Genomic DNA, 25,766 nt, shown 5'->3' with positions numbered 1-25,766 from the left:
ATGGGATATGATTGGAAGACCCTCGATCAGGAAATCGAAAAGAACATAAGTTAATAGATATTTTAACAATTGCCGTAACCGCGACGATTTGTGGTGCCAACAAGTGGACGGAGATGGAAGAGTTCGGGTGCGCGAAACAGGATTGGTTCTCGTCTTTCTTGGAACTTCCAAATGGTATTCCATCACATGATACTTTCGGACGTGTATTTTCAATGATTTGCTCCAATACCTTTGAAAAATGTTTCATGTTATGGGTTCAAGAGGTCATCGAAAAAATTGAAGGTGTGGTTGCCATTGATGGTAAATCTGTTCGTCGCTCTCACGGTAAGACACAAGGAAAGAGAGCGATCCATCTTGTAAGTGCCTGGGCGACGGAAAACGGAATGGCACTTGTGCAACAGAAAGTAGATGAAAAATCTAATGAAATTACAGCCATTCCAAAAATACTAGATAGCCTTGTGCTGTAAACGAGGTATCGAAACCAAACGAAAAAAAGCAGGTTGGGATAACGATTATTTGCTTAAAATTTTGAACCTACTTTAAACAAGTCTAATGCAATTGCCCTGGTAGAGAGTAAAAAACGACTTTACAACGTCATCAAATTATTGTATATTGATTTAGAAATTACTTACTAAATCAAGGGAGGAATGTTTTATGACAATCAAATTACGAGTTTATACGTTAATTGCATTGAACAATACACAACCCTCCATTTGTAATACGATTATCAGTTAGTTCGATTACTTCAATTGATTACTGTACCGTGGGTTGTGTATTAAACTCACGGTTTTTTAATGGATAGATAGATTTATCTTCATATCTACTACTATGACCGTATAATACGGTCTTTTTTAAATTAAAATTTACAGTATATAACAATTGGAGGCTTTTACATTGAATATAAACAAATTAGGTTGGAACGAATATTTTGAAAATGAATTTTTACCATATAAGGAAAAACAATTTACAGTTGGTCGTGTGGCATTAGAACACAAACGTTTATACAGAGTATATACGGAAATCGGAGAGGTATTAGGAGAAGTATCAGGGAGATTTAGATTTGAATCCACTTCACGAGAAGATTATCCTGCTGTTGGTGATTGGGTTGTCCTTCAACAAATGGAAGGGGAAAACAAAGCGATCATCCATGCGGTTTTACCACGAACAAGTAAGTTCTCAAGAAAAGTAGCAGGTATCATAACAGAGGAACAAATCGTGGCAGCGAATGTAGACACAGTTTTTATCGTAATTTCTTTAAATGACGATTTTAATATGAGAAGAATTGAAAGATATTTAGTCATGGTATGGGAAAGTGGTGCAAATCCTGTGATATTGTTAAGTAAAGCGGATTTATGTGATGATGTTAATGAAAAAGTATCCCAAGTTGAATCGATTGCGATTGGAGTTCCCATTTGTGTCATTAGTTCAGTAGAAAAAACAGGAATTGAACAACTAGATCCCTATATGAATGCAGGACAAACGATTACGCTTACAGGTTCATCTGGTGTAGGTAAATCTACTTTAGTAAATTTATTAATGGAAGAAGAAGTGCAAGAGATTCAAGATATAAGAAATGATGATAAGGGTAAACATACAACAACATATCGAGAACTCTTTGTATTGCCGAATGATGTGATCATGGTGGATACCCCTGGAATGAGAGAATTTCAACTTTGGGAAGCAGATGATAGCTTTGACCATACTTTCTCAGATATTGAACAATTAGCAAGTGAGTGTCATTTTAAAGACTGCTCTCACAATAATGAACCGAAATGTGCAGTTAAAATAGCAATCCAAGATGGCATTCTAGAAGCTTCGCGATATGAAAGCTACTTAAAACTGAAAAAAGAACTTGCATTTTTGGAAAGAAAAAATAATAAAAAAGCTCAGAAACTTGAAAAAGACAAGTGGAAAAAAATAGCTGGCGATCGTACAAAATTTAATCGTCCGTAAGTTTTAAAAATTTAAAAAAAATTTATTAAAAGGAACTGGGACAAAACCCAATTAAAATGAATAAATCGCATGAAATCAATTTAATAATCCTTGATTTCATGCGATTTTATTTATGCGTATTATGCAAAAATTAGTTAGTTTTCAACTTATGTCCCAGCCTCTTTTAATATTATTTAATTTTTATCCGAACTTCTCCATCTATTGTGGAAGGAAAATCAGTAAGTGTAAATGTAAGCGGGTAGCTATATTCTAACTTTGGAATGTTAACCAAGAATTTCTCAGTATTTTCATCACTTACATAATCCCCAGTGGACTCAACTTTATACATTTTCCCACTTGCATCTATAAAATCAGATTCTATTTTTGTATACATGGATTTATTTAATAATAAAGAATCACTTCTTGTTATTGTAAAATCTAAACTTAAAACTTCATCACTGTCTTTAATACTGCTAAGTTCAATATTATCGTTTGACGTTTTTATTTCGTCATTTTGAGTAAGTTCCACTTGAAATTGCATTGCATTTTTATCTAATGCACGAATTGTAGATACATCAATAAACAATTCTTTAGGATATTCAAAGTAATTGCTTTCTAAATAAAGAAGATGCTCATTTTCATTCAGATAAGTGCCTGAAAAGCCTCTGTTTACAGTCCCCCATACATTCCCTAGGTTATCTGTGATTCTTAGGTCTTCTAGTCCAAAAATCTTTTTTGAATTATTGTCGTCAAAAGAAACCCTGAGCTCGGAGCGTGTAGGATAAATTATTAATTCATGAAATGTAATTGATTGTTCCTCTATTTGTGCAGTTTGGTTGATTAAATAAAACCTATTTTTATTTTCAAACTGCTTTTTATCCACTTGAAATGGAATTGACCAGGTGCTCACTAATTCTTTTGATTCGGATAAGTTATCTCCTACTTCCAATTTTAACTTTAGGATCATATCTTCAGGTATATTTTCATCAATAAAATAAAAATCAATTCGATCATAAATTATATTGGATTGTTCATCATTATGAACAGGAGAACCATATGTACTTCCAGCACCATACGATTCACCATTTGTTTTCAATAATTCTACAGAATTAGAAAAAACCCTTTTATAGTCCTTTACACCCTCCATAGAATAAAAAACAATCATTTTAGCTTCATCAATAATAATTGAGTCTATTGTGATTATTATTCCTTCTTGTTCATCTGATTTTTCGATCTTTTGAATAAAATTATGTTCGACTGCAGTTAATAATCCTTTTTCGAGTTGGATTAGTTCGTTAATTTCATTTCTATTAGATTCTTCCACAAAAAACATTGGAAGCTTCCAAATTGTGATGATTGTAGCTATTAAAAAACAAATGCTAAAGATAATTATTGATTTTCTGTATTTCTCTCTCTCCATAGTTGTTTTCCATCCTTCCTGATCTATAAATTATACTTTCTAAAATAGAAATAGTAGCGGTAGGATGTTTAATAACAACAAAACTAAGCTCACAATCAAACCGTAACGCCATAATTAACTTGTTTTATTTTTACCTTTATTCACCTGTAAAACTTCTCTCTCATCTTTTTCTTGTACTTCATTACGGATGGATTCCTTGATATTAATATCCCCACCTCTTTTCATAAGCACTATACTATTGAACTAATAGTTGTGTAATAATTCAGAGGACTAAATTTATTAGAGAGACAAATTAAAAAGATTATCCAATTTTTTGGACAATCTTCTATTAATTAGTCTTCCAATTATTTAATTTTCAAACGAACATCTTTATGAATTGTCGAAGGGTAGTCTACGATTCTTAATTTTATTGGGTTATTATATTCTTCTTGAGGAATATCAACTGTTTTTGTTTTTTCTCCCATTGTTCCGATTGAAGCAGCTAGATAGAAATTTTGTTTCATATCAGTATACTCCCATGCAAATTCTAATATATCTCTCTGGTAATCATCCTGCATCATAAAATTTAGTGAAGTATAAGTAGTTAATTTATCCATTGCAGGTCCAAATTTCACCTCATTTACCTTGTATAAGGAAATTTTATCATCAGGAGCTCTCATTATGATTTCTTCATCAAGGTCTACAAGTAAGTCCAATTTGTCCTTATCTACAGCTCTTATTGAAGAGAAGGTTATATACATCTCTTCTAGTTCTTCAAAGTAACTGCTCTCTAAGAATAGGATAGCCTCTGTTTCTTTAAATAAATATGGACTGTTGTCTTTTTCTAATGGGTTCCACTCGTTGGCTTTATTATCGACAATTCGTAAATCATTAAAACCTGAGATTTTTTTTGTGTTACTTTCATCAAATTTCATCTTTAATTCAGTTCGTGTAGGATAAATAGAAAGTGATTCAAAAGTAATCCATTGACCTTCAACTTCAACCGTTTCGTTAAGTGAGATTATTTCACTCTCATTTTCAATCAATGTTTTATTCACACTAAATTCTAAGTTCAATGTTTCAGAAAAGCTATTCACTTTATTATTCCATGCTGCCGCATCCAAATCTACTTTTAAAATGAAATCATTAGGAATCTCTTCTTTTAACGCAAATTCAACTTTATTAAATACTGAATTGTCAACGCCTGTTTTATAATCAAGGATTTCCAGACTACCATATGCATATCTTTCATCATCGAGGGTAAACAAATCTGTAGAAACACGAACACTACTAAAATTTTTAATTTCGTTTACAGTATAAAACAAAACCATTTTCTCCTCATCTATAATCACTTGATCAATAGTTACTGTCAGATCATCGTACTCAGCTGATTCTCCTACCGATTGAACATAACCATGGTCTACAGCAGATTTAAGACCTTTATCAAAATAAATTAACTCTACCACCTTTGAAAAAACAGGAATGTTATTCATGTACATTGCTAGTGACGGTGATACTCTTATTGAACCTATTAATAAAAATAGAAGTAAACTAGCAGTGATTAGGGAAATTCTAAATTGTCTCCTGACCTTCCTCTTTCTATTCACTTTAGAAATCCCTCTTTTAATATATAAATCAATATTTTCAGGTATGGGCAAGTCTTTATATTGTTCTTTTAATCCACCAAACAAATTTGCTTCTTGATCAGACATCAAATGAACCCCCTTTCCGCTTCATTTGTTTTCTTAATAGCTTTAACGATTTGTTTAACCAGGTTTTCACTGTTCCTTCTGGACTTTCAACAACCTCTGCAATTTGTGGAATCGTTAAATCGTGAACATATTTCAACTTGATAACTTCTTGATATTTGGGATCTAATAGATTCACCATCTTTTCTAAATCTATTTTTGTAAGAATTTTATTTTCATCTTGTTGAACAGATGTTTCGAACTCATTTACTTCTGCTCGTTTTTTCCTTTTTAATTCATCATTACAATAATTCAATAAAATACGAATTAACCATGTGGAAAAATACTGAGGATTTTTAAGTTTCTTTATTTTAATAAAAGCTCTATATGTTACTTCCTGAATAGCTTCAAGAGAATCTTGTTCATTTTTAAAATAAGAGAACGCAATTTTATATAATTGAACTTTATGTATTGAAATTAATTCATTAAATGCATCATCATTTTTATTTTGAGCCTTTTTTACAAGTTGTTCTATCTCCAATACTTTCCCTCCCTCACTGTTTATGTAATTATTAGACGGAATATTGGATTAAATGGTTTTAGTTTTTTTCAAAAATAACAATCTAAAATAAAATTGTAATATGCCCCTTTTTATTTAAACATCGATCATATGATTTCTTGTTATTTCACTATATCAAAAAAAAGGCGTCCATCATTTAGACACCTTCTTTAATTTTCAATTTTAGCAAAGTCTTTAATGGTAAAAGTGACGAATTAAAGAATCACTGAACTTCTACCTTATGCTCTTTATGATCATGAATTTGATCACCCTTTTCAACATGTACTGTAACATTATAAGTACCTTTGGAAGTGAAAGTATAATTTGATTTGTACATCCCCTGCATATCCTCAGTTGCATCGACATATTCATGTTTCTCATTATCGTCTAACCAAATCTCTAATTGCACACTGGCATCAGTTAACAAATGATCACCTTGTTGAAGATGTGCTGTTAATTCTACTTCTTTATTTGCAACCACATTTTCAGTACCCATTAAATGTATTCCTAATCCACCTTCATTAGAATCCTCCATGGTACCGTCCATGTTCTCATGATTCATTTCGCCTGAATCCATATCCGTCATTTCATCCACTTCTCCAACAGTGAACTGACTCTTAGGCATATTATGCATATTTCTTGCAGTCACATGTGCAGTTACCGTATACACGCCGTCTTCTTCAAATGTTTCTTCCACAGCGTAAACACCATCTCCTTGATGAGTTCCATAGGAGAAAGTAGATTGTTCATTGCGATCTTTCTTAAATTCAAATTTCACTTCACTTGCATCTTCTATTTTTTCAGAATCAAGAGTAACAATAGCCTCAATATTAACAGGTTGTCCTTTTTGAATTTCTTCTGGACTAATATGAATGTCTACATCAAACAATTTCGGTGGAGGCATTTCAGATGATGTTTCCTCTGGTTTCTCAGCACAACCTGTAACAAAAGCGATGATCATAATGATGAATATGAACGATTTTAGTAATGAGTTTTTTCCCATTTGTTATGAATTCCTTCCTTTGTCTTTAGTCTCAAATCAATCACACTGTTAAATTGAATAATTTAATTGTTAAGATCATTGTTTACAACAAATTACTTGTTTAAAACAAGTAATCGTAATGCAGATCACTTTACAGTCTACATTTCTACTAAGTGTGATACAATATATAATAGAAATTCATTATGAAAAATTAATGAACAAAAAAACACAAAACAGTGAACGAATGTTATAATTTTATATCATCGTCCACTGTTTATAGTTTTGTCTGAATTAATATCTTAATTCAAACTATGATTTTTAGCGTTAAGACGCCCAGCTCTATAGGTGGTTTCTCCCTAATTAGGTGGAGTAGAGTCTCCATCTGATTTCACGATGTTTAAGCTTTGCTTAAACGAGTTCACTAGTAAACGCCTCTAATATGGTCAAACACTTCACTCTTATAAAAATCGTTCAATTTTTTCATTTCTTCCATTGTAAATGAAGGAACGTCAATTGCCTGTAGATTATCTTCTACTTGTTTCACATTTTTAAATCCTGGAATGACGCAGCTTACTTCTTCGTGGTCAAGGATCCAACGCAGCGCTGCTCTTGTCATATTCCCCCTACCCTCTGCAATCCAAGTTAATTGACTTGCTAATTCCGCTCCTTTTGATAAACCTAATCCTGCAAATGTTTCACCTACATTAAACATTTCTCCATTTTCATTAAAACGACGATGGTCATCTTCTTCAAAAGTGCTTTGTTCTGTGAATTTCCCTGTTAACAAGCCACTAGCTAAAGGTAATCTAACTAAAATACCTGTTCCATTTTTCTTAGCTTTTGGTAGAAGTTCTTCAGCAGGCTTTTGTCTAAATATGTTAAAAATAACTTGCAAAGCAGCTACATTTGGGTTTTCTAAACATAATAATCCTTCTTCTACCGTTTCTACACTAACTCCATAATGACGGATTTTTCCTTCTTCTTGTAATTTATTTAATACTTCAAACACGCTGCCGTTTCTTAATATTTCTATTGGAGGACAATGAATTTGATAAAGATCAATAGCTTCTCTATTAAGCTTTTTTAAACTCGTTTCACAGTAATTACGAACAGATTCCATTGAATATGTATTAGGATCATGAATGTCTCCAAAACGACAAAATTTAGTCCCTATACGAATTAAATCCTCTTTCCCCTTGGTAGCCTTTGCTAACAATTCTTCACTGTGTCCCCCACCATAAACATCCGCAGTGTCAAAAAAATTAACACCTTCATCCATTGCTTTATGTAGTGCCTCTAATGATTCTTCGTCTTTTGTTGAACCCCAAGAACCACCAATTGCCCAGGTACCAAAACTAACTTCACTTACGTTTAAATCCCTATTACCTAGTTGTCTATAATTCATATCCTCTTCCTCCAGTCATTAAACAAACTTAGTTATATCTTAACAAGATTTCATTCTCTAATCAATCATCTCTAACCACCATTAGCCAGATCAAATGATGTTTTAAATACCGCAAAAGAATAAAATTAATTATATATGAAATGAAGATGAACTAAAGGTAGGTATTTGAATATTTTTTTAATTATGGGCTCATACCCAATCAAATTAATAAATTCACAAATATACTACAAGTGTGAATACTTTAATAAAGAGATCAACATGAATTTTATTTCAATATTTATTCTTAAAAATACACAGGAGCCTTTTCTTAAAAAAATAGTGCAAATGTCCAAACAAAATACAAAAATCAGAATATGATGTTATTGAAATAACATTTCAACTTCAAATTAATGAAAGGAGTTAAACAAATGAGTGATAAGGATTGTGCAAGTGTTACCCCTATTCTATCTGATTGTACTTCAACAACTAAACCAGCACCAAGTGAAACCTTTAAAGTAGATTGTGTTTTAGGTACTGTAGATGTTCAATTAGATATTGAAGCAGACATCAACTTAGACACACCAGCTTTAGATATTAAAGATATTGACAAAGAGGTGTGCCTCACACAGTGTGAATTTATTGATGTAACAAGTCCTGCTGAAGTTTGTGATCTAACTGGAAAGCTATTTTTAGGTGGGTTTGTTCGCAAAAATATACGTTTTTCCACTGTTGGATGTGTAAGTGATCAAGGTATATCTGGCGATATTCGTCATGTTACTGTAAACGTACCTTTTAATTGTGCTGTACCTGTTGAAGGATTATTCCCACAACTTGATCACAACGATAGTGCAGAAAAAAGCTTTCAAGGTCGTAAGCTTACTCAATATGACCTAAGTATATGGCAACCTATAAATGCACCAGTAGAATGTACAATTAACAATGTTACGATTAACGAAAGGGATTTATTCAAAAATCGTACCCCATTATCTTATGGTCCTAAAGATGAAGGTACTTTCTGTACATTAAGAGAAAAAATGGTCGTCCAATTAAACATTACTCTAACTCAAAAAAAAGTTGTCACATTACCATCTAAAACTAGCACTTGTTGATAAAATAATGAAATGCACAAATATAATTTAAAATTTATAAATTCACCTTTAATTAGATAGTTAGAGGTGAATTTTTTTTAATAAATAAAACCCATGTTAATTTAAAATAGTTTATAAATCCCATGAAACAGGCTTCAACATATTTTTAGAATAAAAAATATAAATTAGCCCGTTTCTTAATATATATCGGCTAATAACCAATCAAAAAGATATAAAGAAGAATATAATATCTAAATCTATAGAGAAAGGAGTAAAATATAGTGTTTGATAAATATGATGATAGCGCAACAGTGAGACCAATATTTTCTAATTGTACTTCTCAGACTACACCAGCACAACCAGATACCTTTCTATGGGATGTTGTTCTAGGATCGTTGGATGTTCAAATCGACATCGAGGCTGAAATTGAATTAGATAGCCCTGCTTTAGATATTAAAGATATTGACAAAGAAGTTTGTGTTACTCAATGTGAATTTATTGAAATTACCCATACAAATACTCCCTGTCAATTAGCAGGTAAGTTATTTCTTGGTGGATTTGTTCGTAAAAATATACGATATTCTACAGTAGAATACGATTCAAATAATGGAGTTTGTGGTAAAATTAGACATTGTACTGTGCATGTTCCATTCAATTGTGCAATTCCTGTAGAAAATGTATTCCCAATATTCGATCACAATGAAAGTGCAACAAAAAGTTTCCATGGACGTAAACTTACCCAGTACGATCAATCAATATGGCAACCGATAAACGCACCTATAATATGTGAAGTTGAACAAGTAACAATTAATGAAAGAGATTTATTTAACAATCGTACTCCGTTACTATACGGTCCTAAAAATGAAGGAACATTCACATCAATTACAGAAAAAATGGTTGTCAGCTTAACGATAACAATAATGCAAAAACAAGTAAAAACAGTACCCCCACCTACCCAAACTCCAGCTAGTGTTACAGTACCAACACCTGTTCCAGAACCTGAACCACCTGTTCCAGAACCTGAACCACCTGTCCCTGAACCAGAACCTGAACCAGAGCCAGAGCCAGAACCTGAACCTGAACCAGAGCCAGAACCAGAGCCAGAACCTGTTTCTGTATGTCCTGAACCTGAGGAAGAAAAACCCATTAAATGTTTTGAACTTGAGTCAGAAAAGAAAGAAGAAGATTCAGAAATAAATAATAATAGTGATGACATTGCAACAATTAAATCAGCAGTTCAGAAAGAAGTCAGTGAGAATATTGAAGTTGAAGCTCAACCAGAACTGGTCGATTCTCTAGAACAAGAAAAGACATTCGAAAATGAAAACAGCCAAATATCTGGATTAGATGAAGAAATAAACGAATTAAAAGAACTTATGGAGAATATGAATGATAAAATCACTTTAAATGCTGAAGTTCATGAAAAAACACAGTCAGAGATTCAGGAAAAAACACTTGAAATCAACAATGATGAGATGACTGTATTAAACAATGAGATTTCACAATTACAAACAGATGAACCTGAAGTTACAGCAAATCAAAGTTCTGATTTAAATGAAAATAATGAAGAATTAAAAACAGAAGTTGAAAATGCAAAAAATGAAGCTAATGTCTCAAAAACAGAAACAGGTTTCTTCCCATGGTTGAAAAAATTATTTACAAAAAAAGTAAAAGAAGAATATTAGTTAACAAGTGAATAATTTAAACAGCAGAGAATATATTCTTCTCTGCTGTTTGCATGTTATATTTCAATGTTATCTCCACTATTTAAAATATGACACTTGATTCCTTGTTCATCTAAATTCTGAGCAAAACTATCTACATCCTGTTCTATGATAGGAAAGGTATTATAATGTATTGGAATTACTCTATTAGTCTGAAGCCACTTTGCAGCAATCAAAGCATCCTCAGGTCCCATCGTGAAGTTGTCACCAATTGGTAATGCGGCTACATCAATCTCATTTAATTCACCAATGATTTTCATATCACCAAACAACCCTGTATCACCAGCATGATAAAATGTATGATCATTCATGGTTAATAAAATACCAGCAGGCATTCCAGTATAAATCGTATGATCTCCATGATTTACAGAAGAACCATGGAATGCTTGAGTTAATTTAACCTTAAATCCTTCAAATTGAAATGCACCACCAATATGCATGGGATGTACTTTTGCACCCTGTGATTGGCAATACATGGCTAATTCATATGTCGCTATAATAGGGCATTGATTTTCAGAAGCAATCTGCAAACAATCTCCAAAATGGTCCTCATGTCCATGACTTAATATGATCGCATCTACGTTAAAATCTTCTGGAGAAGCTGACGTCTGTGAATTCCCTTTTAAAAAAGGATCAATTAAGATTCTTTTATTATTACCTTCTACTAGAAAACATGAATGTCCATAAAAAGTGACTTTCATAATATCATCATCCTTTCTCTATATTCATATAAACTTTAGAACTAAAGCTCTTATACGGGTTTAATTCTTATGTTATTCAAAGGTTTTGATATATGCTGATTTAATCCTCTCAAGTCCTTCTACTAAAACTTCTCTAGGGCATCCTATATTCATTCTCGTAAAGCCATCTCCATTTTCGCCAAAAATGAATCCATCACTTAATGCTACTTTAGCTTCTTTCAACATAAACTCTCGTAATTGTTGCCCATTCATTTTCAAATCTCTGCAATCTAGCCAAACAAGATATGTTCCTTCAGACTGGATGACTTTAATTAATGGCATATTTGTTTCTACATATTGTTTTACATACTGATTGTTATCGTATATGTATTCTAAACAATGTTCTAACCACTCGCCACCTTGTCTATATGAAACTTCTGCAGCTACCCTTCCGAAAGTATTCATCATATTTAAAGAGTACTTGCTGATTTCCTTTCTAAATTTAATCCTTATATCAGCATTTGAAATAACTACGCTTGAAGCTTGCAAACCTGCAATATTAAACGTCTTACTAGGTGCTATGCAAGTTATGGTTTGTTGAGCTAACTCTTCACTAATGGAAGCTAGTGGGATATGTTTACTTTGTTTAAACACTAAATCTGCATGAATTTCATCAGAAACTATAATAATGTTGTGTTTTATGCAGATCTCCCCTAAACGTGTCAACTCATCTTTGGTCCATACTCTACCTACTGGGTTGTGCGGACTACATAGTAACAACATTTTTACAGAAGAATCTAGTTGGGTTTCTAATTTATCTAAATCCATTCGATAGGTATCATCATCTAAAACAAGGGCATTGTCAACAATTTCCCTCCCACTTCTTTTTATAACATCAAAAAAAGGATAGTATACAGGAGATTGTAAAACTACTTTATCCCCTGGTTCAGTTAAACAAGCAATCAAGAATCCAATTGTAGGCATTACTCCAGGAGAATAAGATAACCATTCTTTTTCGATTTTCCAATCATGCCTTTGTTCAAACCAACTTATAACGGCTTCATCATAAGAATTAGGAGAGGATGAGTATCCGTAAACACCATGTTCTGCTCTATTAATTAATGCATCCACTACAGGTTTAGGCGACCGAAAATCCATGTCTGCTACCCACATGGGTAATACTTCTTCGCTGTCAAAAAGCTTCTTTCTTTCATCCCATTTATATGAAAACGTTTGATTGCGATCAATAGTTTCATCAAAATATTTATGCATTTGATACACCTCTGATTATTTATTTTTTTCAAAGTATTCCGCTAATGTAACTATCATGCTTCCCATTCTTTCTACTTCAGGAGTTACAACTCTACTAACTCCCTCTTCCCTTATAGCAGCTTCAGTCACTTTTCCAACAGATAATACCAATACTTTCTCATTTAAGGCATGAATGAATTCTGACCGCTTCTGATTTTTGTCAGCATATTCAACCATAAATCGAATTTGAGGTCCACTAGTAAAAGCAACCACATCCACTTCACCATTCAAAATTTCAGAAACAATTTGTTCCATTTTTTCATCAGCAGGCGGTATATGTCTATAAGGTAATATTTCAAAATAATTAGCACCTGATTTTTCTAACCAATCAATCATTTTTGGTGCAGGAGCACCATAAAGCTGTAGTGCTATATGTTTTCCTTCTAAGTGATAAGGTTCGAACATTCGAGTAAGTCCCAATGTTGTCCCATCATCATCTCTTATGGTTGGTTGTATTCCCAGTTTTTTTAGAACATTCACTGTTTTATATCCTCTTGCAGCAATTTTCGCTTGCTTTAAAGCATGTATAAATTGATCTTCATTCCCTGTTTCTTTAGCTAGCTTATGTAATTTATCCGTTCCAATTCCTGTTGTAAAAATAATCCAATCACATTTTTCATGCAGCAATCGATGTAATGACGCTTTTACATTAGAATCATCAAGGAAAACTGTACCTTGAGCAGGACGTATCAATGGGGTACCTCCGAAATTTTCAATAAGTTTGCTGATTTCATCCGCTTTTCTTTCACCAGCTATTGCAATCTTCTTCCCCTCAAGCTTTTTCAAAGTTCACTCATCTCCTATGTATGTACATGATTATATATTATAACATTAGTTAGAAGAAAATCATCTACCTATGAACTCTAAAAGACGTCTCAAAAGCCTATTCGATTCATCTATTGAAACTTTATTATTACTTCAAAATTTAAAACTTCTCTAATCCATATTTGTTGTTCCAACAGTAGCAAATTCTTGATCATACCTTATTAAGGTTTGCAGTACAGCAAAACAATATTCCTTACAAATCAAGAAAGTAAATATACCGAATGTTTGTTTTAAAATTATCACATACTAAATGAAGTTTATATTGTTTCTTATTCAAGAAGGAGGTATGACTATGGCTGAAAAGAGTCAGCATCAACAAAACTTACAAAATGCTGTAGAGAGAGCAGATGATGCAATTACTTTGCTGCAAAAATCACAACAAGATGTATTAAAGTCCAAAGCAACTGCAAGTCCACAGGATATCAAAAGATCTGAAGATCGGTTGGATTATGCATTGACAAATTTAAAAAAGGTACAAACAAATCTAGATTTTCAAGCAAACAAGTCTCAAGAACAGCAAATACAATATATGCAACAGCAATTAACTCAAACAAAAGAAGATGCACTTGAAGTTCAAGAAATAGAAGCTTCTCCATTACAAAATAAAAAAAGGTAACTCATATTCTCAAACACTTATAATTAGAGGATTTAAAATTTAAGAGGCTGGGACATAAGTTGAAAACTAACTGATTTTTGCATAATACCCATAAATAAAATCGCATGAAATCAAGGATTATTAAATTGATTTCATGCGATTTATTCATTTTAATTGGGTTTTGTCCCAGCCTATTTTTTGGTTATAATATGAAATTTATTCAACATTTTGTAACATTTTAAGTTTAAATTGTGATGTTTTTCACATTAATTAAAGATCAATCGTTTTAAAATATGAATATAAATTAAATATATTTACCACATGAAAAGGTTAGAAATGCAAAAAACTCTTAAGGAGCTGAGTAAAATGTTTGTTAAGTTTTTAAGAAACAATATTTATGCTTCTATCGTGTTTTTATTTTTCAGATTATACTTAGGCTGGGAATGGTTAACTGCAGGTTGGAGTAAAATCAATGGAGATTTTGATGCTTCTGGATATTTAAAAGGAGCTGTTGGTAAAGCAACTGGCGAACATCCTGCTGTACAAACATGGTGGGCAAACTTCCTAGAAGGTTTTGCAATTCCCAATGTTGAACTATTCAATTTTCTCGTAGCATGGGGTGAATTTTTAGTAGGTTTAGCATTACTTCTTGGTATTTTTACTACCTTTGCAGCTCTAATGGGAATCATTATGAACTTTGCATTCTTATTATCTGGTACAACAAGTACAAACCCGCAGATGGTTATTTTAACAATATTTATTCTAGTAGCAGGAGCAAATGCTGGTAAAATAGGTCTAGATTATTACGTAATACCATTTGTTAGAAATTTATTTAAAAGAAACCGTACTGTAGATACTTCATATATAGAAAAATAAGTAATTCTCTATACTCCTTAGATAAAAAATTAATATCTCTCCACTCCATATCCTATGTTCATGTGAGCATAGGAATTTTTATACCTACACCAGTTATCTTCTAGCTGATTGATACATCAAAATATTTTATTTTCATAATTTTAACTTTTGTAACCTAAGAGAATTACTTACTACTGAAACTGAACTTAGTGCCATTGCTGCTCCAGCCATCCAAGGTTCTAATAATCCCATTATTGCAAAAGGAATAGCTATTAAATTATAAAGGAGTGCGAAGCTCAAATTTTGTTTAATATTTCTCATCGTGTTACTACTTAATTTTATTGCTTTTGAAACATCTAACAAATCATTTTTCATTAAATTTACGTCAGCTGCTGCATTCGTTAAGTCTGTTCCAGTTCCCATCGCAATTCCAATATTTGCTGCTGCTAAAGCAGGAGCGTCGTTCATACCATCCCCCACAAATACAACATTTTCTCCTTTTTGCTGCCATTGCCTAACTAAGTCACCTTTATCCTTTGGTAAAGCTTTTGAATAAATATGTTTAATCCCAACTTCTTTGGCAATCGCTTTGGATGTATAATCATGATCACCTGTTACCATTACAAGCTTAAACCGAAATTGTTTTAATAAATGAATAGCTTCAATCGAATTTTGTTTTATAGTATCAGCAACATATATCATACCTGCAAACTTTTTTTGAATAGATACAAATAATACACTTTTCCCCTGCTCTTGCAGCTGTTGTACCCTTCTATTGTTTATATCAATAGGTACACCTTGATTTTCTAACAACTGCTTAGTACCAATGATCACATCAGAACCTTGAACACTTCCACTTATACCATAACCTGGAAAAGTAATGATAGAGTGCGAATCAGGTAAAATTAATCTTTTATTTTTTGCTTCTTTCACTATAGCTTTAGCCATAGGATGTTCAGAATAAGTTTCTACTGCTGCAGCCATTCGCAGTAAATATAATTCAGGAACATTTATACTAATAACTTTAGTGACTGAGGGCTTCCCTTCGGTTATAGTTCCTGTTTTATCAAGAAAAATAACACTACCATGATTTAAAGCTTCAATGTGACTCCCCTCTTTAAATAATATTCCATTCTCTGCAGCTCTTCCAGTAGCAACCATAATGGATGTGGGTGTTGCTAAACCTATTGCGCAAGGACATGCAATAACCATCACTGCAATTGCATGTTCTAAAGATAACGCAAAATCTCCAGAACTTATTACATAATACCAAGTGAAAAAAGTGAATAAGGATAAACTAACAATAACGGGGACAAATATTCCAGCAAATCGATCTGCTAAGCGTTGAATTGGTGGTTTGGAGACCTGTGCTTCCTCAATGAACTTATTCATTTGTGCTATCGTAGATCGTTCGCCAGTTCTTGTAGCAACAATCTTAAGTAATCCATTCATATTGATTGAGCCACTAATTGTAAAGTCTCCTTGTTTCTTTTCAATTGGAATTGATTCTCCAGTGATCATAGATTCATCAATGGCTGAATTTCCTTCAAGAATTTTTCCATCAACAGGAATGTGTTCTCCAGCATGAATAATCATTATATCTCCCACCTGAATCATTTCAGCTGGAACAGACATGGAAATGTTATCTCTAATAATCGTCGTTTCCTTCATTCCAATGTCCTGTAATCGATGAACAACTTGAAGCGTTTTACTTCTCGCTTTCAATTCTAATAATTTACCTAATAATACAACGGTTATGATCATAGAGCTTGTCTCAAAATAAAGAGGTACATTGTGATTTGTTACTGAGGAAGATATAGAAGTCAGGGATAAATAATGACTGTAAAAATAAGCAGAAGAAGTACCTAGCACAACTAACACATCCATATTCGCACTTCTATTTTTGACTGCATGATACGCACTAAAGTAAAATGGCATACCGATCACAAATTGAACTGGAGTTGCCAACATTAATTGAAACCAAGAATTCATGAACAACTCTGGAACCCAAATACTAGATGTAAAAGAAAAGTGTGTAAACATAGTCCATAATAAAGGCATAGTTAATACGGCTGATATAACAAACCTGTTCCGTAAACTTCTATACTCTATTTTACGGAAATCTATCTGTTTCTTTAATATATCTTTATAAATATTTGCACCAAATCCTAACTTTTCAATTCTATGAATGATTTGATCTATACTTATTTTTCTTTGATTAAATCGTACTGAAGCTCGCTCTATCGCCAGATTCACTTTTGCTTCGTGAATGGACTCGATTTTACCCAATGATTTCTCAATTCTAGCAGCACAATTACCACATGTCATGCCAGAGATTTGTATTGTGACTTGTCCTTCTTTTTCATCCAATAAAGACATAATACCGCCCCCAATTTACTTTATTCACATGGACAATCTATCGTATATATCCAATGTATGAAAAAGAACTTCTTGAAATGATAAATAGCCCAAAAGTTATTTAGCTTCTGGGCTACAAAAAAAATTTTTATTCTAACGACTTAATATCTTTAATAATTTGATCAAAATCAGGATTATTTCCATCATATTTCGTCAAGATTATCCCCTTCTGATCAATCAAATAAAATGCAGTTCCATGAATGACTTGGTCAGAATTTTCATCTTTCTGCACAATGGTTAGAAATGAGTTTTTCGCAAACTTTTGGATGATCTCATCCGAATATCCAGTTAAAAGATGCCAGTTGGAGAAATCTGCTCCGAATTTACTTACGTATTCCATTAAAACCTCAGGTGTATCAATACTTGGGTCCACACTAAAAGATACTATCTCTGCATCTACACCCGCTTCTTTCATTTTTGATTGTAGCTGAACCATATTGTATGTCATGCCTGGACATACTGTAGTACAGTTTGTAAAAATAAAATCAGCTATCCAAACCTTATTTTCTAAATCAGATAAACCAAAAGGGACATTTTCTTGATTCGTATAAGTAAAATTTTCGACTTCAATATTTAGATCATTCGGTTTTTCGCTTGAAAAACTACATGCAGATATGATGGATAAAAAACAAATACTTAATATGATTGTATTTAATCTATATCTATACACAAAACCCCTCCTAAATTAATGCTGATCTGTATGTCCCTCAGTCGATTCATCCATAGGATTATCTGATTCAGAATGGTCTTCATCAATAGTATGAGACATCTCTACTTGACCTACTTTTATTACTAGGCTAGGCATATTATGCATATCTCTTGCAGTAACATGGGATATAATCGTATATATTCCTTCTTGATTAAATGTTTTTTGAATTGAATAAACTCCATCACCTTGGTGTTGTCCTTGCACCATCTCTGAGTCTTCTTTTCCTTTCATTCGAATCTCAAATTTCACTTCACTTGCATCTTCTACTGATTCATTATTTTGAGATACTACAGCTTCAAAGGTTACTTCACTCCCAACCTCTACATTTTCAGAATCAGTTTTTATTTCCACCTCAAGTGGACTTAGAGACTCTTCCATAGTATTGTCCATAGAGTTCATATTGATATGTGTTTCATTTTCTGAACTTCCATTGGAACAGCCTGTAAGTACTATAGTTAGTATTATTAAAATTGATATTAATGATCTCATCTTTTTCCTCCAACAATAATTTGATTAACTTTTTAGGTTCATTCTAATTTCTCTCATAAATCAGAAGTTTTAGGTTGAATATATTGCCCTACTATAAATGACATTTTATGTACTAACAGCATGATTGCACCACCCAATTTTTGATCAACATCAGTAGGTATCATGTTATACCTATTAAGACACTTAAATCTACATTTTGGACCAAAATAGAGTAGCATATTAAATTGAGCAGCAAGAGAAATTTAATCACAGCAACCTTTATTCTTACCTTGCATTTGATTAAAAACCATATGAAAGGCTTCTGAAAAAGAATAAATGGTTCCCCCAAAACCAAGTGCAAATTGAATTGCATGTTCTTTGTGCTGAAATGCTAATACTTGAGGTTGACAGCATCCAAGATTCAAAGAAGTATCCATTAAGTACCAAGCAGAAGTTGCACTGATCGTTGTTTGCACTAAGAAATCTGGGCAAATTGCTTGTAATACTTTATCTCCCAATTGTTGGTGTCGCAACAAACCACAGTGTGCACAGCAAGTCGTTTCAATACTTTGATCTTGTAAAATTAATCGATAGGCTAACCTTTGATTTATTGGACTATAACAATAAACACAATCTTGCTTGTTAACAAAAGCTCCGTTCCGTTCCTGATTCAACGAAATCCCGCCAAAAGTTTTAATAATCAATCCTTCTTCAACTAACGGTTTTATATCACGGTGAATGGTCATTTCAGATACACTAAACATTTCACTTAACTGAGTAATTTTTAATGATTTTTTTTCACGAACATAATCCAGTATTTGATTTCTTCTTTCAGTTGGCAGCATCTTTTAACCCCTCCTTTTTTTCATAACTATGAGATAAAATCACACATTTTAACAAATACAAACAAAATTTTATCATACTTAATATTTCTATAGACAAGTGTTTTTCTAAAATGTTTGAACTTTTTTTGAAAACACATGTTATAAAATCACATATTTTAAACACATAAAATAAAAATCTAAATTAAATAGTAAAAAATCGGCATAACGTTTAAAGTTATACCGACTTTCATAGCCCCAATTAATTCATGTTATTATCCGCTCTGAGTGTGTATACACATTTATTTTACTTCCTCTTACAAATCCAATCACTGTAATCCCTAAATCGTCAGCCAAATCAAGTGCTAAATTTGTTGGTGCTGATTTTGAAATGATCAATCCCACCCCTATTTTAGCAACCTTTAAAAGAACCTCTGAAGAGATACGACCACTAAACACAATGCATTTTTCGTGGAAAGTCATTTTTTGCAGTAAACACTGGCCATATATTTTATCTAACACATTATGTCTGCCTATATCTGATTGGAATATTAAGATCTCTGTCCGATTACAAAGTGCCCCTTGATGGACTCCTCCTGTTTTTTTAAAATGCTTTGATTGATCCTCTAACAATGACATTAAATTCAGACATTGGGAAACTGTCATAGACACTTTACTATTTATTGTTTTAGCCGTTTTTACATCATTTTGAAAATAAAATTGTCTACTTTTACCGCAACAGGAACCAACAAAACGTTTTTCATTAAAATCACTTACATTTATAGATTTATTTTTTAATTCTATGAATGCAAATCCCGTATTTATATCTATATTTATGTCTCTTATATCCTCAATTGAACGAATCAATCCTTCACCAGCCAAAAAACCGATTATTAACTCTTTTAAATGCGTTGGTGTACAAACTAACGTTGCAAACTCTTTCCCATTTATTTTTATCGTAAGCGCAAATTCTATAGCTATATCATCTGAAACTTCTTTTACTTGTTCATTCATTTTTTTTAGGTCAAATTTTAATATCTGCCTTTTTTGCATCACTTTATCATCATGAACATCCATCAGCTTACATCCATTTCTAAATCTTCAATTCTTTTTTCAATGTATTTCACATCTTTTTGAGCATGAAAAGATTCTGCCTTTTCTATTATTACCTTTGTATTGTATTCAGGTATTCCAGCATGCTGCTCATATACCCCTTTTGGTATTAAAACATTTCCTTCTGGCCAATAAACCTCAACATTTCCTCTTCTAATATTCACAAATTTAGCTCGACCGTGGAATAACCCATATTGATTGTATACAACAACTGCATCATTTTCTGAAATGTATAGTTCTTTAGCATCGTCCTGATGTATAAGAACATCATTTCTACCAGCTGAATTAAAAGGATCATTTGAACCATAGATCATGGAATTAAACTGTTTGCCTCTCCTAGTTGTAATATTAAAGTGACCTTCATTTTTTCTCATTTCTGGCAAATGGATAGGTATTAGTTTTGCTTTTCCGTCTTCAGTAGGAAAAACTCCATCTTCACATAACCAAGCTCCACCCCATTGAAAAAAATCACCCTTTTTAGATAAATGCTGAATTCCATCATAATTCCGATTTGCTGTTGCTATTTCTTCTCTGATTGATTGTGTATTTTGGAAGTTGATAAGGTCTTTAAATTCTGGTTTCATTCGTTTAACCAATTCAACGTAAATTTGCCACTCTGCTCTGGCTTGTTCTATTCTAGGGCCTTTAATTTCTGGTGAAAAATAAACCATTCTTTCTGTTGAAGTTGAAGTACCACCGCCAGATTGTTCATATCTAGTTTGAGCAGGCAGTACGATAACTGCTTCCTTACTGTCTACCAAAGTAGAAGAATTCAATATAATATCTTGATGTACACGAACCTCAACATTTTCTAAACACTTTCTAACAAATGCTGGGTCCGGCATTGTCTCAAGAAAATTCCCACCAGACATATAATATACCTTTAATTTTTGCTCATTATCTTCAGAAAGGAGTGTCTTTTCTAACGATACCCCCACGATATCTCCTTGCCAATCAGGTAGTTTAAAGCCCCATATCTCCTCAATTCGCTTTTTATGGATTGAATCAAATCCACCACCTGGTAAGCTGAATGGATCTGCCCCCATCTCACCTGCACCTTGTACCCCTGAATGACCTCTTATTGGCATGACTCCACAATGCTCTTTTCCTATAAATCCTTGCAATAATGCTAAATTTGCAACCTGAGATATATTATCTGATCCAAAACGATGCTGAGTTAATCCCATGGACCAAACAAATACAGCAGATTTAGCATTTGCTAATAATTCTGCTAGTTGTATGATTCGATGATGTGAAATTCCTGAAGAAGACACTATTTCATCCCATTTTTCTCGTTGAATATGGTTCTTTAAGTTTTCATATCCTTGCACATGTTTTTTTACAAAATCATGGTGAATTGCTGTTCCTGGAGTTTTAGCCTCCATATCAAACCAATGTTTAATAATCCCATTCATAAAGGCAATGTCACCACCAATGTTCACTTGATAAAAATCATCTGCGATTTTTGTTCCAAATAACGCAGATTCAGTAATCGAAGGTATCCAATATTGATCCATCGCGGGTTCATGATATGGATTTATGATAATAATTTTGGTCCCTTTTTGTTTTGCAGCATACATATACTTCGTTGAAACAGGTTGATTATTCGCTGCAACAGATCCCCAAAAAATTAATACATCTGTCCCTATCCAATCTTTATAACTACAACTAGATGCCCCTATACCAAGTGAACGAGTTAATGCTGTTTTTGAAGGAGAATGACATATCCGAGAAGCATTATCAATATGATTTGTACCGATTAATCGAGCAGCCTTCGCAGCTGTATAATAAACTTCATTCGTGATGCCACGAGAAGTTAAATAAAATGCGATTTGTTTCGGGTCTATTAATTTCATTTTTGTAGCTATAAAATCTAGTGCTTGATCCCACGTGATTCGCTGAAATTTGTTATCTCCTGCATTTCGAATTAATGGATATGGAATTCGTCCTAATTGTCTCAACTCCGCACTGTTTAATTTCTGCAACTCTGAGATATCTTTGTGTAACACGTCTGTTTTTATAGCGGGCATAGTACTTAATCTTAGAACATTTAAACGGGTCGTGCATACATGTGGACCTGTTAATGTTTGATCTTTTAATCCGCTTACACCTAAAGCACAGCCATCACAAACACCTTGAGTTAATATTCTTCCTGCATAGGGCATCTGGTCTCTATTTTCCCAAACCACTTTTAAAGTATCCTTAATATGATGAGGTTTGACCTTGCCAAATCCAAATGGAACTTTACTTACCCACAGTTTGGGATTTAATTTCTTTGAAATTTTGATAGGACCTGAATGTTTTGTATTCCCCATACCATCATCTCCAATGAGTCATTATATTTATGAGATAACCACATACGTGTCAATTGTATTTATATATCCATATTTTTTTCCCAGGCTGTTAAATCTGCAGGCGTATTCATATTAAAAAATATGTTTCCTTGATTCGTCCATTCTCCCCATTCCTGTTCTAATATCTTGTATGTTAAGAGTGAATCAATGTAGGTTGTCATTTTTTTATTACCATCTTTTAAATACTCATATATTTCATTTTTTTGATTTCGATATATACCAGCTAAAGGGTGCATACGTCCGTTATCTATCGGGATAATGATGTCAGACTCGGAATGAGTCAACGTACATTGCTGTAATCCCTTTAAATAAGAAATATTCATATTTGGCATATCATTAGCTAAAACAAAATACCACTCTGCTTTCACATGTCTCATCCCCGTATACAAACCTGCCAAAGGTCCAAGTCCTTTAAATTGTTGGTCATCCTGTAAAACTGAAATATTTTTATTTTGTATGAATAATTTATTTAGTCTTAGCACATCATTTTCATGGCTTATAATAATCGTGTGCTCAGAAACCTTTTGTGATATATATACTAAGTGTTCAATCATCAATTGATCTCTACGAGGGAGAAAAGTTTTTGAAGTTCCCATTCTTCTACTTTGTCCCCCTGCTAATATCAATGTAACCCATTTATGCATATTCATTATCCTTTACAATTTCTACATGAAGTCCTTTTAATGTATTATAATAGATATACTAAGTTATGAAAAATCTAACTTTAAATTAAAACGTTCTCTCAACTTGGAGGAATCATTGATGATAAATACAAATAATTGTTCAAATATATTAGATTCATATCAGAGACCTTTACGTGATTTAAGAATTTCGGTTACTGATCGATGTAATTTCCGATGCTCCTATTGTATGCCGGCAGAGATATTTGGGCCTGATTTTGAATTTTTACCTAAAAACAAGCTTTTATCTTTCGAGGAATTGGAAAGACTAGTTAAAATCTTTGCAAGTATAGGCGTTGAAAAGATCCGGATTACTGGAGGAGAGCCCCTCTTAAGAAAACAGCTGCCTGCTTTAATCCATCAAATTTCTCAAGTAAATGGAATTAAGGATATTGCATTAACTACAAATGGCTCATTATTAAAAAAATTCACACCTGCTTTAAAAGATGCTGGTTTAAATCGAATAACAGTAAGTATTGACAGTTTAAATCAAGAACGTTTTAAACAAATGAACGGAGTAGGGCATAATGTAGAGCCTATTTTAGAAGCTATAGACTATGCTCATGAGGCGGGTTTTCCAATAAAAATCAATATGGTTGTAAAAAAGGGAATAAATGAGCAAGATATTTTACCAATGGCTAAATATTTTAAAAATAAAGGACACACGTTAAGATTTATTGAATTTATGGATGTAGGAAATAGCAATGGGTGGAAATTAGATGAAGTTGTTCCAAGTAAACAAATTTTAGATATGATCCATAAAGAAATGCCGTTAGAATCTGTAGAAGCGAATTATTTTGGAGAAGTAGCCAAAAGGTATAGATATAAAGGATCTAATACGGAGATTGGATTTATTTCATCCGTTACCCAAGCATTTTGCTCCTCATGCACCAGAGCAAGATTATCTGCAGAAGGTTTTTTATACACTTGTTTATTTGCAAATAAAAGTCATGATTTGCGAACTCCTTTAAGAGACGGAGCTACAGATAAAGAAATAGAACAAAACATTCTTAATATTTGGAATATACGAGATGACCGTTATTCAGAAGTTAGATTGAAAGAAACAAAGGGACTGAATAGAAAAAAAGTTGAAATGTCTCATATTGGTGGATAGAGTTAACAATTTCACCCCAAACTAAGTTCATAAAAATGTCATGTTTATTGTTGAGGTATCATTGTGTTTAAAATCAAAATCGTTTATCCTAAATTAGGAATTTCAATCATGTTATAGACCAATGAAATTAGAAATGAATTAATGAATTAGGAGGAACCTATGTCAAACCATTCACCTGTGAAACAACGAAATTTCACACCGTTCATTATTGCTTTATCCATTATCCTAGTGACTGTTGTCGCACTATTATACTTCCTACCTTCGTTTGAAGTTGAAGTTGGATTTGATATCACTTTGCTGCCAATGCTTAATGCTATATTTAACAGCTTTACATTTATCTTTTTATTGTTAGCTTTAATTTCAATAAAGAAGAAAAACATTAAAGTACATCGTAATTTTATTATAATGGCTTTTTCAACTACATTTTTATTCTTGATATCATATGTAACTTATCATTCTTTAAGTGAATCTACATTGTACGGTGGAGAAGGTCTTTTACGTTATATTTATTATTTTGTTTTATTATCACACATATTATTGTCCATCGTGATTGTACCACTAGCACTCATCTCCATCACGCGAGGTTTTAATATGCAAATTGAACGTCATCGTAAAATTTCACGATGGACGATGCCGATTTGGCTATATGTTAGTTTAACAGGTGTACTCGTTTATTTATTGATTTCACCTTATTACTAAGATACCCACAAAAGTGAAGTAATAATGCTTTGAAGATTAATCCTAATACTTTTGCGGGGCCATAACAAAATACACCCCAAAAATTGCTTTCAGCACAGGAATTGCTGATCCTACGTTGGTCACAAGGATGTGACTGAATTTAAGTAGTGTTTGGGGGCCCCACAATCATAAAATAAATTCCCTGAAAGTGAAGTAATAATGTTTTGAAGATTAAATTAATACTTTTGCGGGACCCATAACAAAATACACCCCAAAAATATTCTTTCAGCACAGGAAGTGCTGATCCTACGTTGGTCACAAGGATGTGGCTGAATTTAAGTAGGGTTCGGGGGCCCCATAATCATAAAATAAATTCCCTGAAAGTGAAA

The 25,766-nt window shown here is 32.8% G+C and carries 23 protein-coding genes; 8 read left to right on the top strand and 15 right to left on the bottom strand.

Translation table 11 applies throughout. The features are described 5' to 3' along the window. Nucleotides 1-11 precede the first annotated feature (11 nt). Both VQL36_RS10435 and rsgA read left to right on the top strand, forming a co-directional pair. Entirely contained in the window at nucleotides 12-467 is a 456-nt protein-coding gene (locus VQL36_RS10435; protein ID WP_349249248.1) for an ISAs1 family transposase, read from the top strand. Between the two features lie 427 nt (nucleotides 468-894). Next, complete coding sequence (gene rsgA / locus VQL36_RS10430) at nucleotides 895-1,953, top strand: ribosome small subunit-dependent GTPase A (RefSeq protein ID WP_349249247.1); 1,059 nt, start codon at nucleotides 895-897, stop codon at nucleotides 1,951-1,953. Between the two features lie 169 nt (nucleotides 1,954-2,122). On the opposite strand, the gene VQL36_RS10425 is transcribed toward rsgA, so the two are convergent. From VQL36_RS10425 to VQL36_RS10405, 5 genes are all read right to left on the bottom strand, one after another. Then, nucleotides 2,123-3,352: a DUF5643 domain-containing protein gene (locus VQL36_RS10425; RefSeq protein ID WP_349249246.1), complete on the bottom strand. Its 1,230-nt coding sequence runs from the start codon at nucleotides 3,350-3,352 to the stop codon at nucleotides 2,123-2,125. 344 nt (nucleotides 3,353-3,696) lie between these two features. Continuing rightward, on the bottom strand, nucleotides 3,697-5,043 hold the full coding sequence (locus VQL36_RS10420; protein ID WP_349249245.1) for a DUF4179 domain-containing protein: 1,347 nt from the start codon (nucleotides 5,041-5,043) through the stop codon (nucleotides 3,697-3,699). Beyond that, nucleotides 5,036-5,560, bottom strand: a complete 525-nt coding sequence (locus VQL36_RS10415) for a sigma-70 family RNA polymerase sigma factor (protein WP_349249244.1) — start codon at nucleotides 5,558-5,560, stop codon at nucleotides 5,036-5,038. The genes VQL36_RS10420 and VQL36_RS10415 overlap by 8 nt, the downstream gene beginning before the upstream one ends. A 241-nt stretch (nucleotides 5,561-5,801) precedes the next feature. Next, on the bottom strand, nucleotides 5,802-6,581 hold the full coding sequence (locus VQL36_RS10410) for a FixH family protein (RefSeq protein WP_349249243.1): 780 nt from the start codon (nucleotides 6,579-6,581) through the stop codon (nucleotides 5,802-5,804). Nucleotides 6,582-6,981: 400 nt separating this feature from the next. Next, nucleotides 6,982-7,965 carry an aldo/keto reductase gene (locus tag VQL36_RS10405; protein WP_349249242.1) on the bottom strand — a complete coding sequence of 328 codons (984 nt, stop codon included), beginning with the start codon at nucleotides 7,963-7,965 and terminating at the stop codon, nucleotides 6,982-6,984. Between the two features lie 407 nt (nucleotides 7,966-8,372). Between VQL36_RS10405 and VQL36_RS10400 the strand changes: the two genes are divergently transcribed. Both VQL36_RS10400 and VQL36_RS10395 read left to right on the top strand, forming a co-directional pair. Then, nucleotides 8,373-9,053, top strand: coding sequence for a CsxC family protein (locus VQL36_RS10400; RefSeq protein ID WP_349249241.1), 681 nt, complete (start codon nucleotides 8,373-8,375; stop codon nucleotides 9,051-9,053). Nucleotides 9,054-9,313: 260 nt separating this feature from the next. Further along, a complete protein-coding gene (locus VQL36_RS10395) occupies nucleotides 9,314-10,717 on the top strand; it encodes a CsxC family protein (protein ID WP_349249240.1) in 1,404 nt (467 codons plus the stop codon). A gap of 56 nt (nucleotides 10,718-10,773) precedes the next feature. On the opposite strand, the gene VQL36_RS10390 is transcribed toward VQL36_RS10395, so the two are convergent. From VQL36_RS10390 to VQL36_RS10380, 3 genes are all read right to left on the bottom strand, one after another. Beyond that, nucleotides 10,774-11,457 carry a metal-dependent hydrolase gene (locus VQL36_RS10390; RefSeq protein ID WP_349249239.1) on the bottom strand — a complete coding sequence of 228 codons (684 nt, stop codon included), beginning with the start codon at nucleotides 11,455-11,457 and terminating at the stop codon, nucleotides 10,774-10,776. 72 nt (nucleotides 11,458-11,529) lie between these two features. Next, nucleotides 11,530-12,708: a MalY/PatB family protein gene (locus VQL36_RS10385; protein ID WP_349249238.1), complete on the bottom strand. Its 1,179-nt coding sequence runs from the start codon at nucleotides 12,706-12,708 to the stop codon at nucleotides 11,530-11,532. 15 nt (nucleotides 12,709-12,723) lie between these two features. After that, nucleotides 12,724-13,533: a uroporphyrinogen-III synthase gene (locus VQL36_RS10380; RefSeq protein WP_349249237.1), complete on the bottom strand. Its 810-nt coding sequence runs from the start codon at nucleotides 13,531-13,533 to the stop codon at nucleotides 12,724-12,726. Nucleotides 13,534-13,864: 331 nt separating this feature from the next. Here VQL36_RS10380 and VQL36_RS10375 point away from each other — a divergent pair, with 331 nt between their 5' ends. Both VQL36_RS10375 and VQL36_RS10370 read left to right on the top strand, forming a co-directional pair. Next, entirely contained in the window at nucleotides 13,865-14,188 is a 324-nt protein-coding gene (locus VQL36_RS10375; protein ID WP_349249236.1) for a hypothetical protein, read from the top strand. A 345-nt stretch (nucleotides 14,189-14,533) separates the two neighbouring features. Beyond that, nucleotides 14,534-15,043, top strand: a complete 510-nt coding sequence (locus VQL36_RS10370; protein ID WP_349249235.1) for a DoxX family protein — start codon at nucleotides 14,534-14,536, stop codon at nucleotides 15,041-15,043. Nucleotides 15,044-15,175: 132 nt separating this feature from the next. Here the strand turns inward: VQL36_RS10370 and VQL36_RS10365 are convergent, their stop codons facing one another. The 7 genes from VQL36_RS10365 to VQL36_RS10335 all read right to left on the bottom strand — a co-directional run bounded on the left by VQL36_RS10365 (nucleotide 15,176) and on the right by VQL36_RS10335 (nucleotide 23,549). After that, nucleotides 15,176-17,401, bottom strand: a complete 2,226-nt coding sequence (locus VQL36_RS10365) for a heavy metal translocating P-type ATPase (RefSeq protein WP_349249234.1) — start codon at nucleotides 17,399-17,401, stop codon at nucleotides 15,176-15,178. Between the two features lie 127 nt (nucleotides 17,402-17,528). Continuing rightward, a complete protein-coding gene (locus VQL36_RS10360) occupies nucleotides 17,529-18,110 on the bottom strand; it encodes an SCO family protein (protein WP_349249233.1) in 582 nt (193 codons plus the stop codon). 15 nt (nucleotides 18,111-18,125) lie between these two features. Then, nucleotides 18,126-18,638, bottom strand: a complete 513-nt coding sequence (locus VQL36_RS10355; protein ID WP_349249232.1) for a FixH family protein — start codon at nucleotides 18,636-18,638, stop codon at nucleotides 18,126-18,128. 242 nt (nucleotides 18,639-18,880) lie between these two features. Continuing rightward, nucleotides 18,881-19,462, bottom strand: coding sequence for a DeoR family transcriptional regulator (locus VQL36_RS10350; RefSeq protein ID WP_349249231.1), 582 nt, complete (start codon nucleotides 19,460-19,462; stop codon nucleotides 18,881-18,883). A 243-nt stretch (nucleotides 19,463-19,705) separates the two neighbouring features. After that, a complete protein-coding gene (gene fdhD, locus VQL36_RS10345; protein ID WP_349249230.1) occupies nucleotides 19,706-20,515 on the bottom strand; it encodes a formate dehydrogenase accessory sulfurtransferase FdhD in 810 nt (269 codons plus the stop codon). Then, nucleotides 20,515-22,866 carry an FdhF/YdeP family oxidoreductase gene (locus VQL36_RS10340; protein WP_349249229.1) on the bottom strand — a complete coding sequence of 784 codons (2,352 nt, stop codon included), beginning with the start codon at nucleotides 22,864-22,866 and terminating at the stop codon, nucleotides 20,515-20,517. The genes fdhD and VQL36_RS10340 overlap by 1 nt, the downstream gene beginning before the upstream one ends. A gap of 59 nt (nucleotides 22,867-22,925) precedes the next feature. Further along, a complete protein-coding gene (locus VQL36_RS10335; protein WP_349249228.1) occupies nucleotides 22,926-23,549 on the bottom strand; it encodes a molybdenum cofactor guanylyltransferase in 624 nt (207 codons plus the stop codon). A gap of 118 nt (nucleotides 23,550-23,667) precedes the next feature. On the opposite strand from VQL36_RS10335, the gene moaA reads away from it, so the two are divergent. Both moaA and VQL36_RS10325 read left to right on the top strand, forming a co-directional pair. Continuing rightward, complete coding sequence (gene moaA / locus VQL36_RS10330; RefSeq protein WP_349249227.1) at nucleotides 23,668-24,699, top strand: GTP 3',8-cyclase MoaA; 1,032 nt, start codon at nucleotides 23,668-23,670, stop codon at nucleotides 24,697-24,699. A 159-nt stretch (nucleotides 24,700-24,858) separates the two neighbouring features. Further along, the gene (locus tag VQL36_RS10325) at nucleotides 24,859-25,398 is read left to right on the top strand and encodes a DUF420 domain-containing protein (protein WP_349249226.1); all 540 of its coding nucleotides are present in this window, start codon (nucleotides 24,859-24,861) and stop codon (nucleotides 25,396-25,398) included. Nucleotides 25,399-25,766 lie beyond the last annotated feature (368 nt).

It is taken from the genome of Chengkuizengella sp. SCS-71B, assembly GCF_040100845.1.
Classification (GTDB): Bacteria; Bacillota; Bacilli; order Paenibacillales; family KCTC-33759; genus Chengkuizengella.
This window is presented reverse-complemented; position numbering and strand designations above follow the sequence as displayed.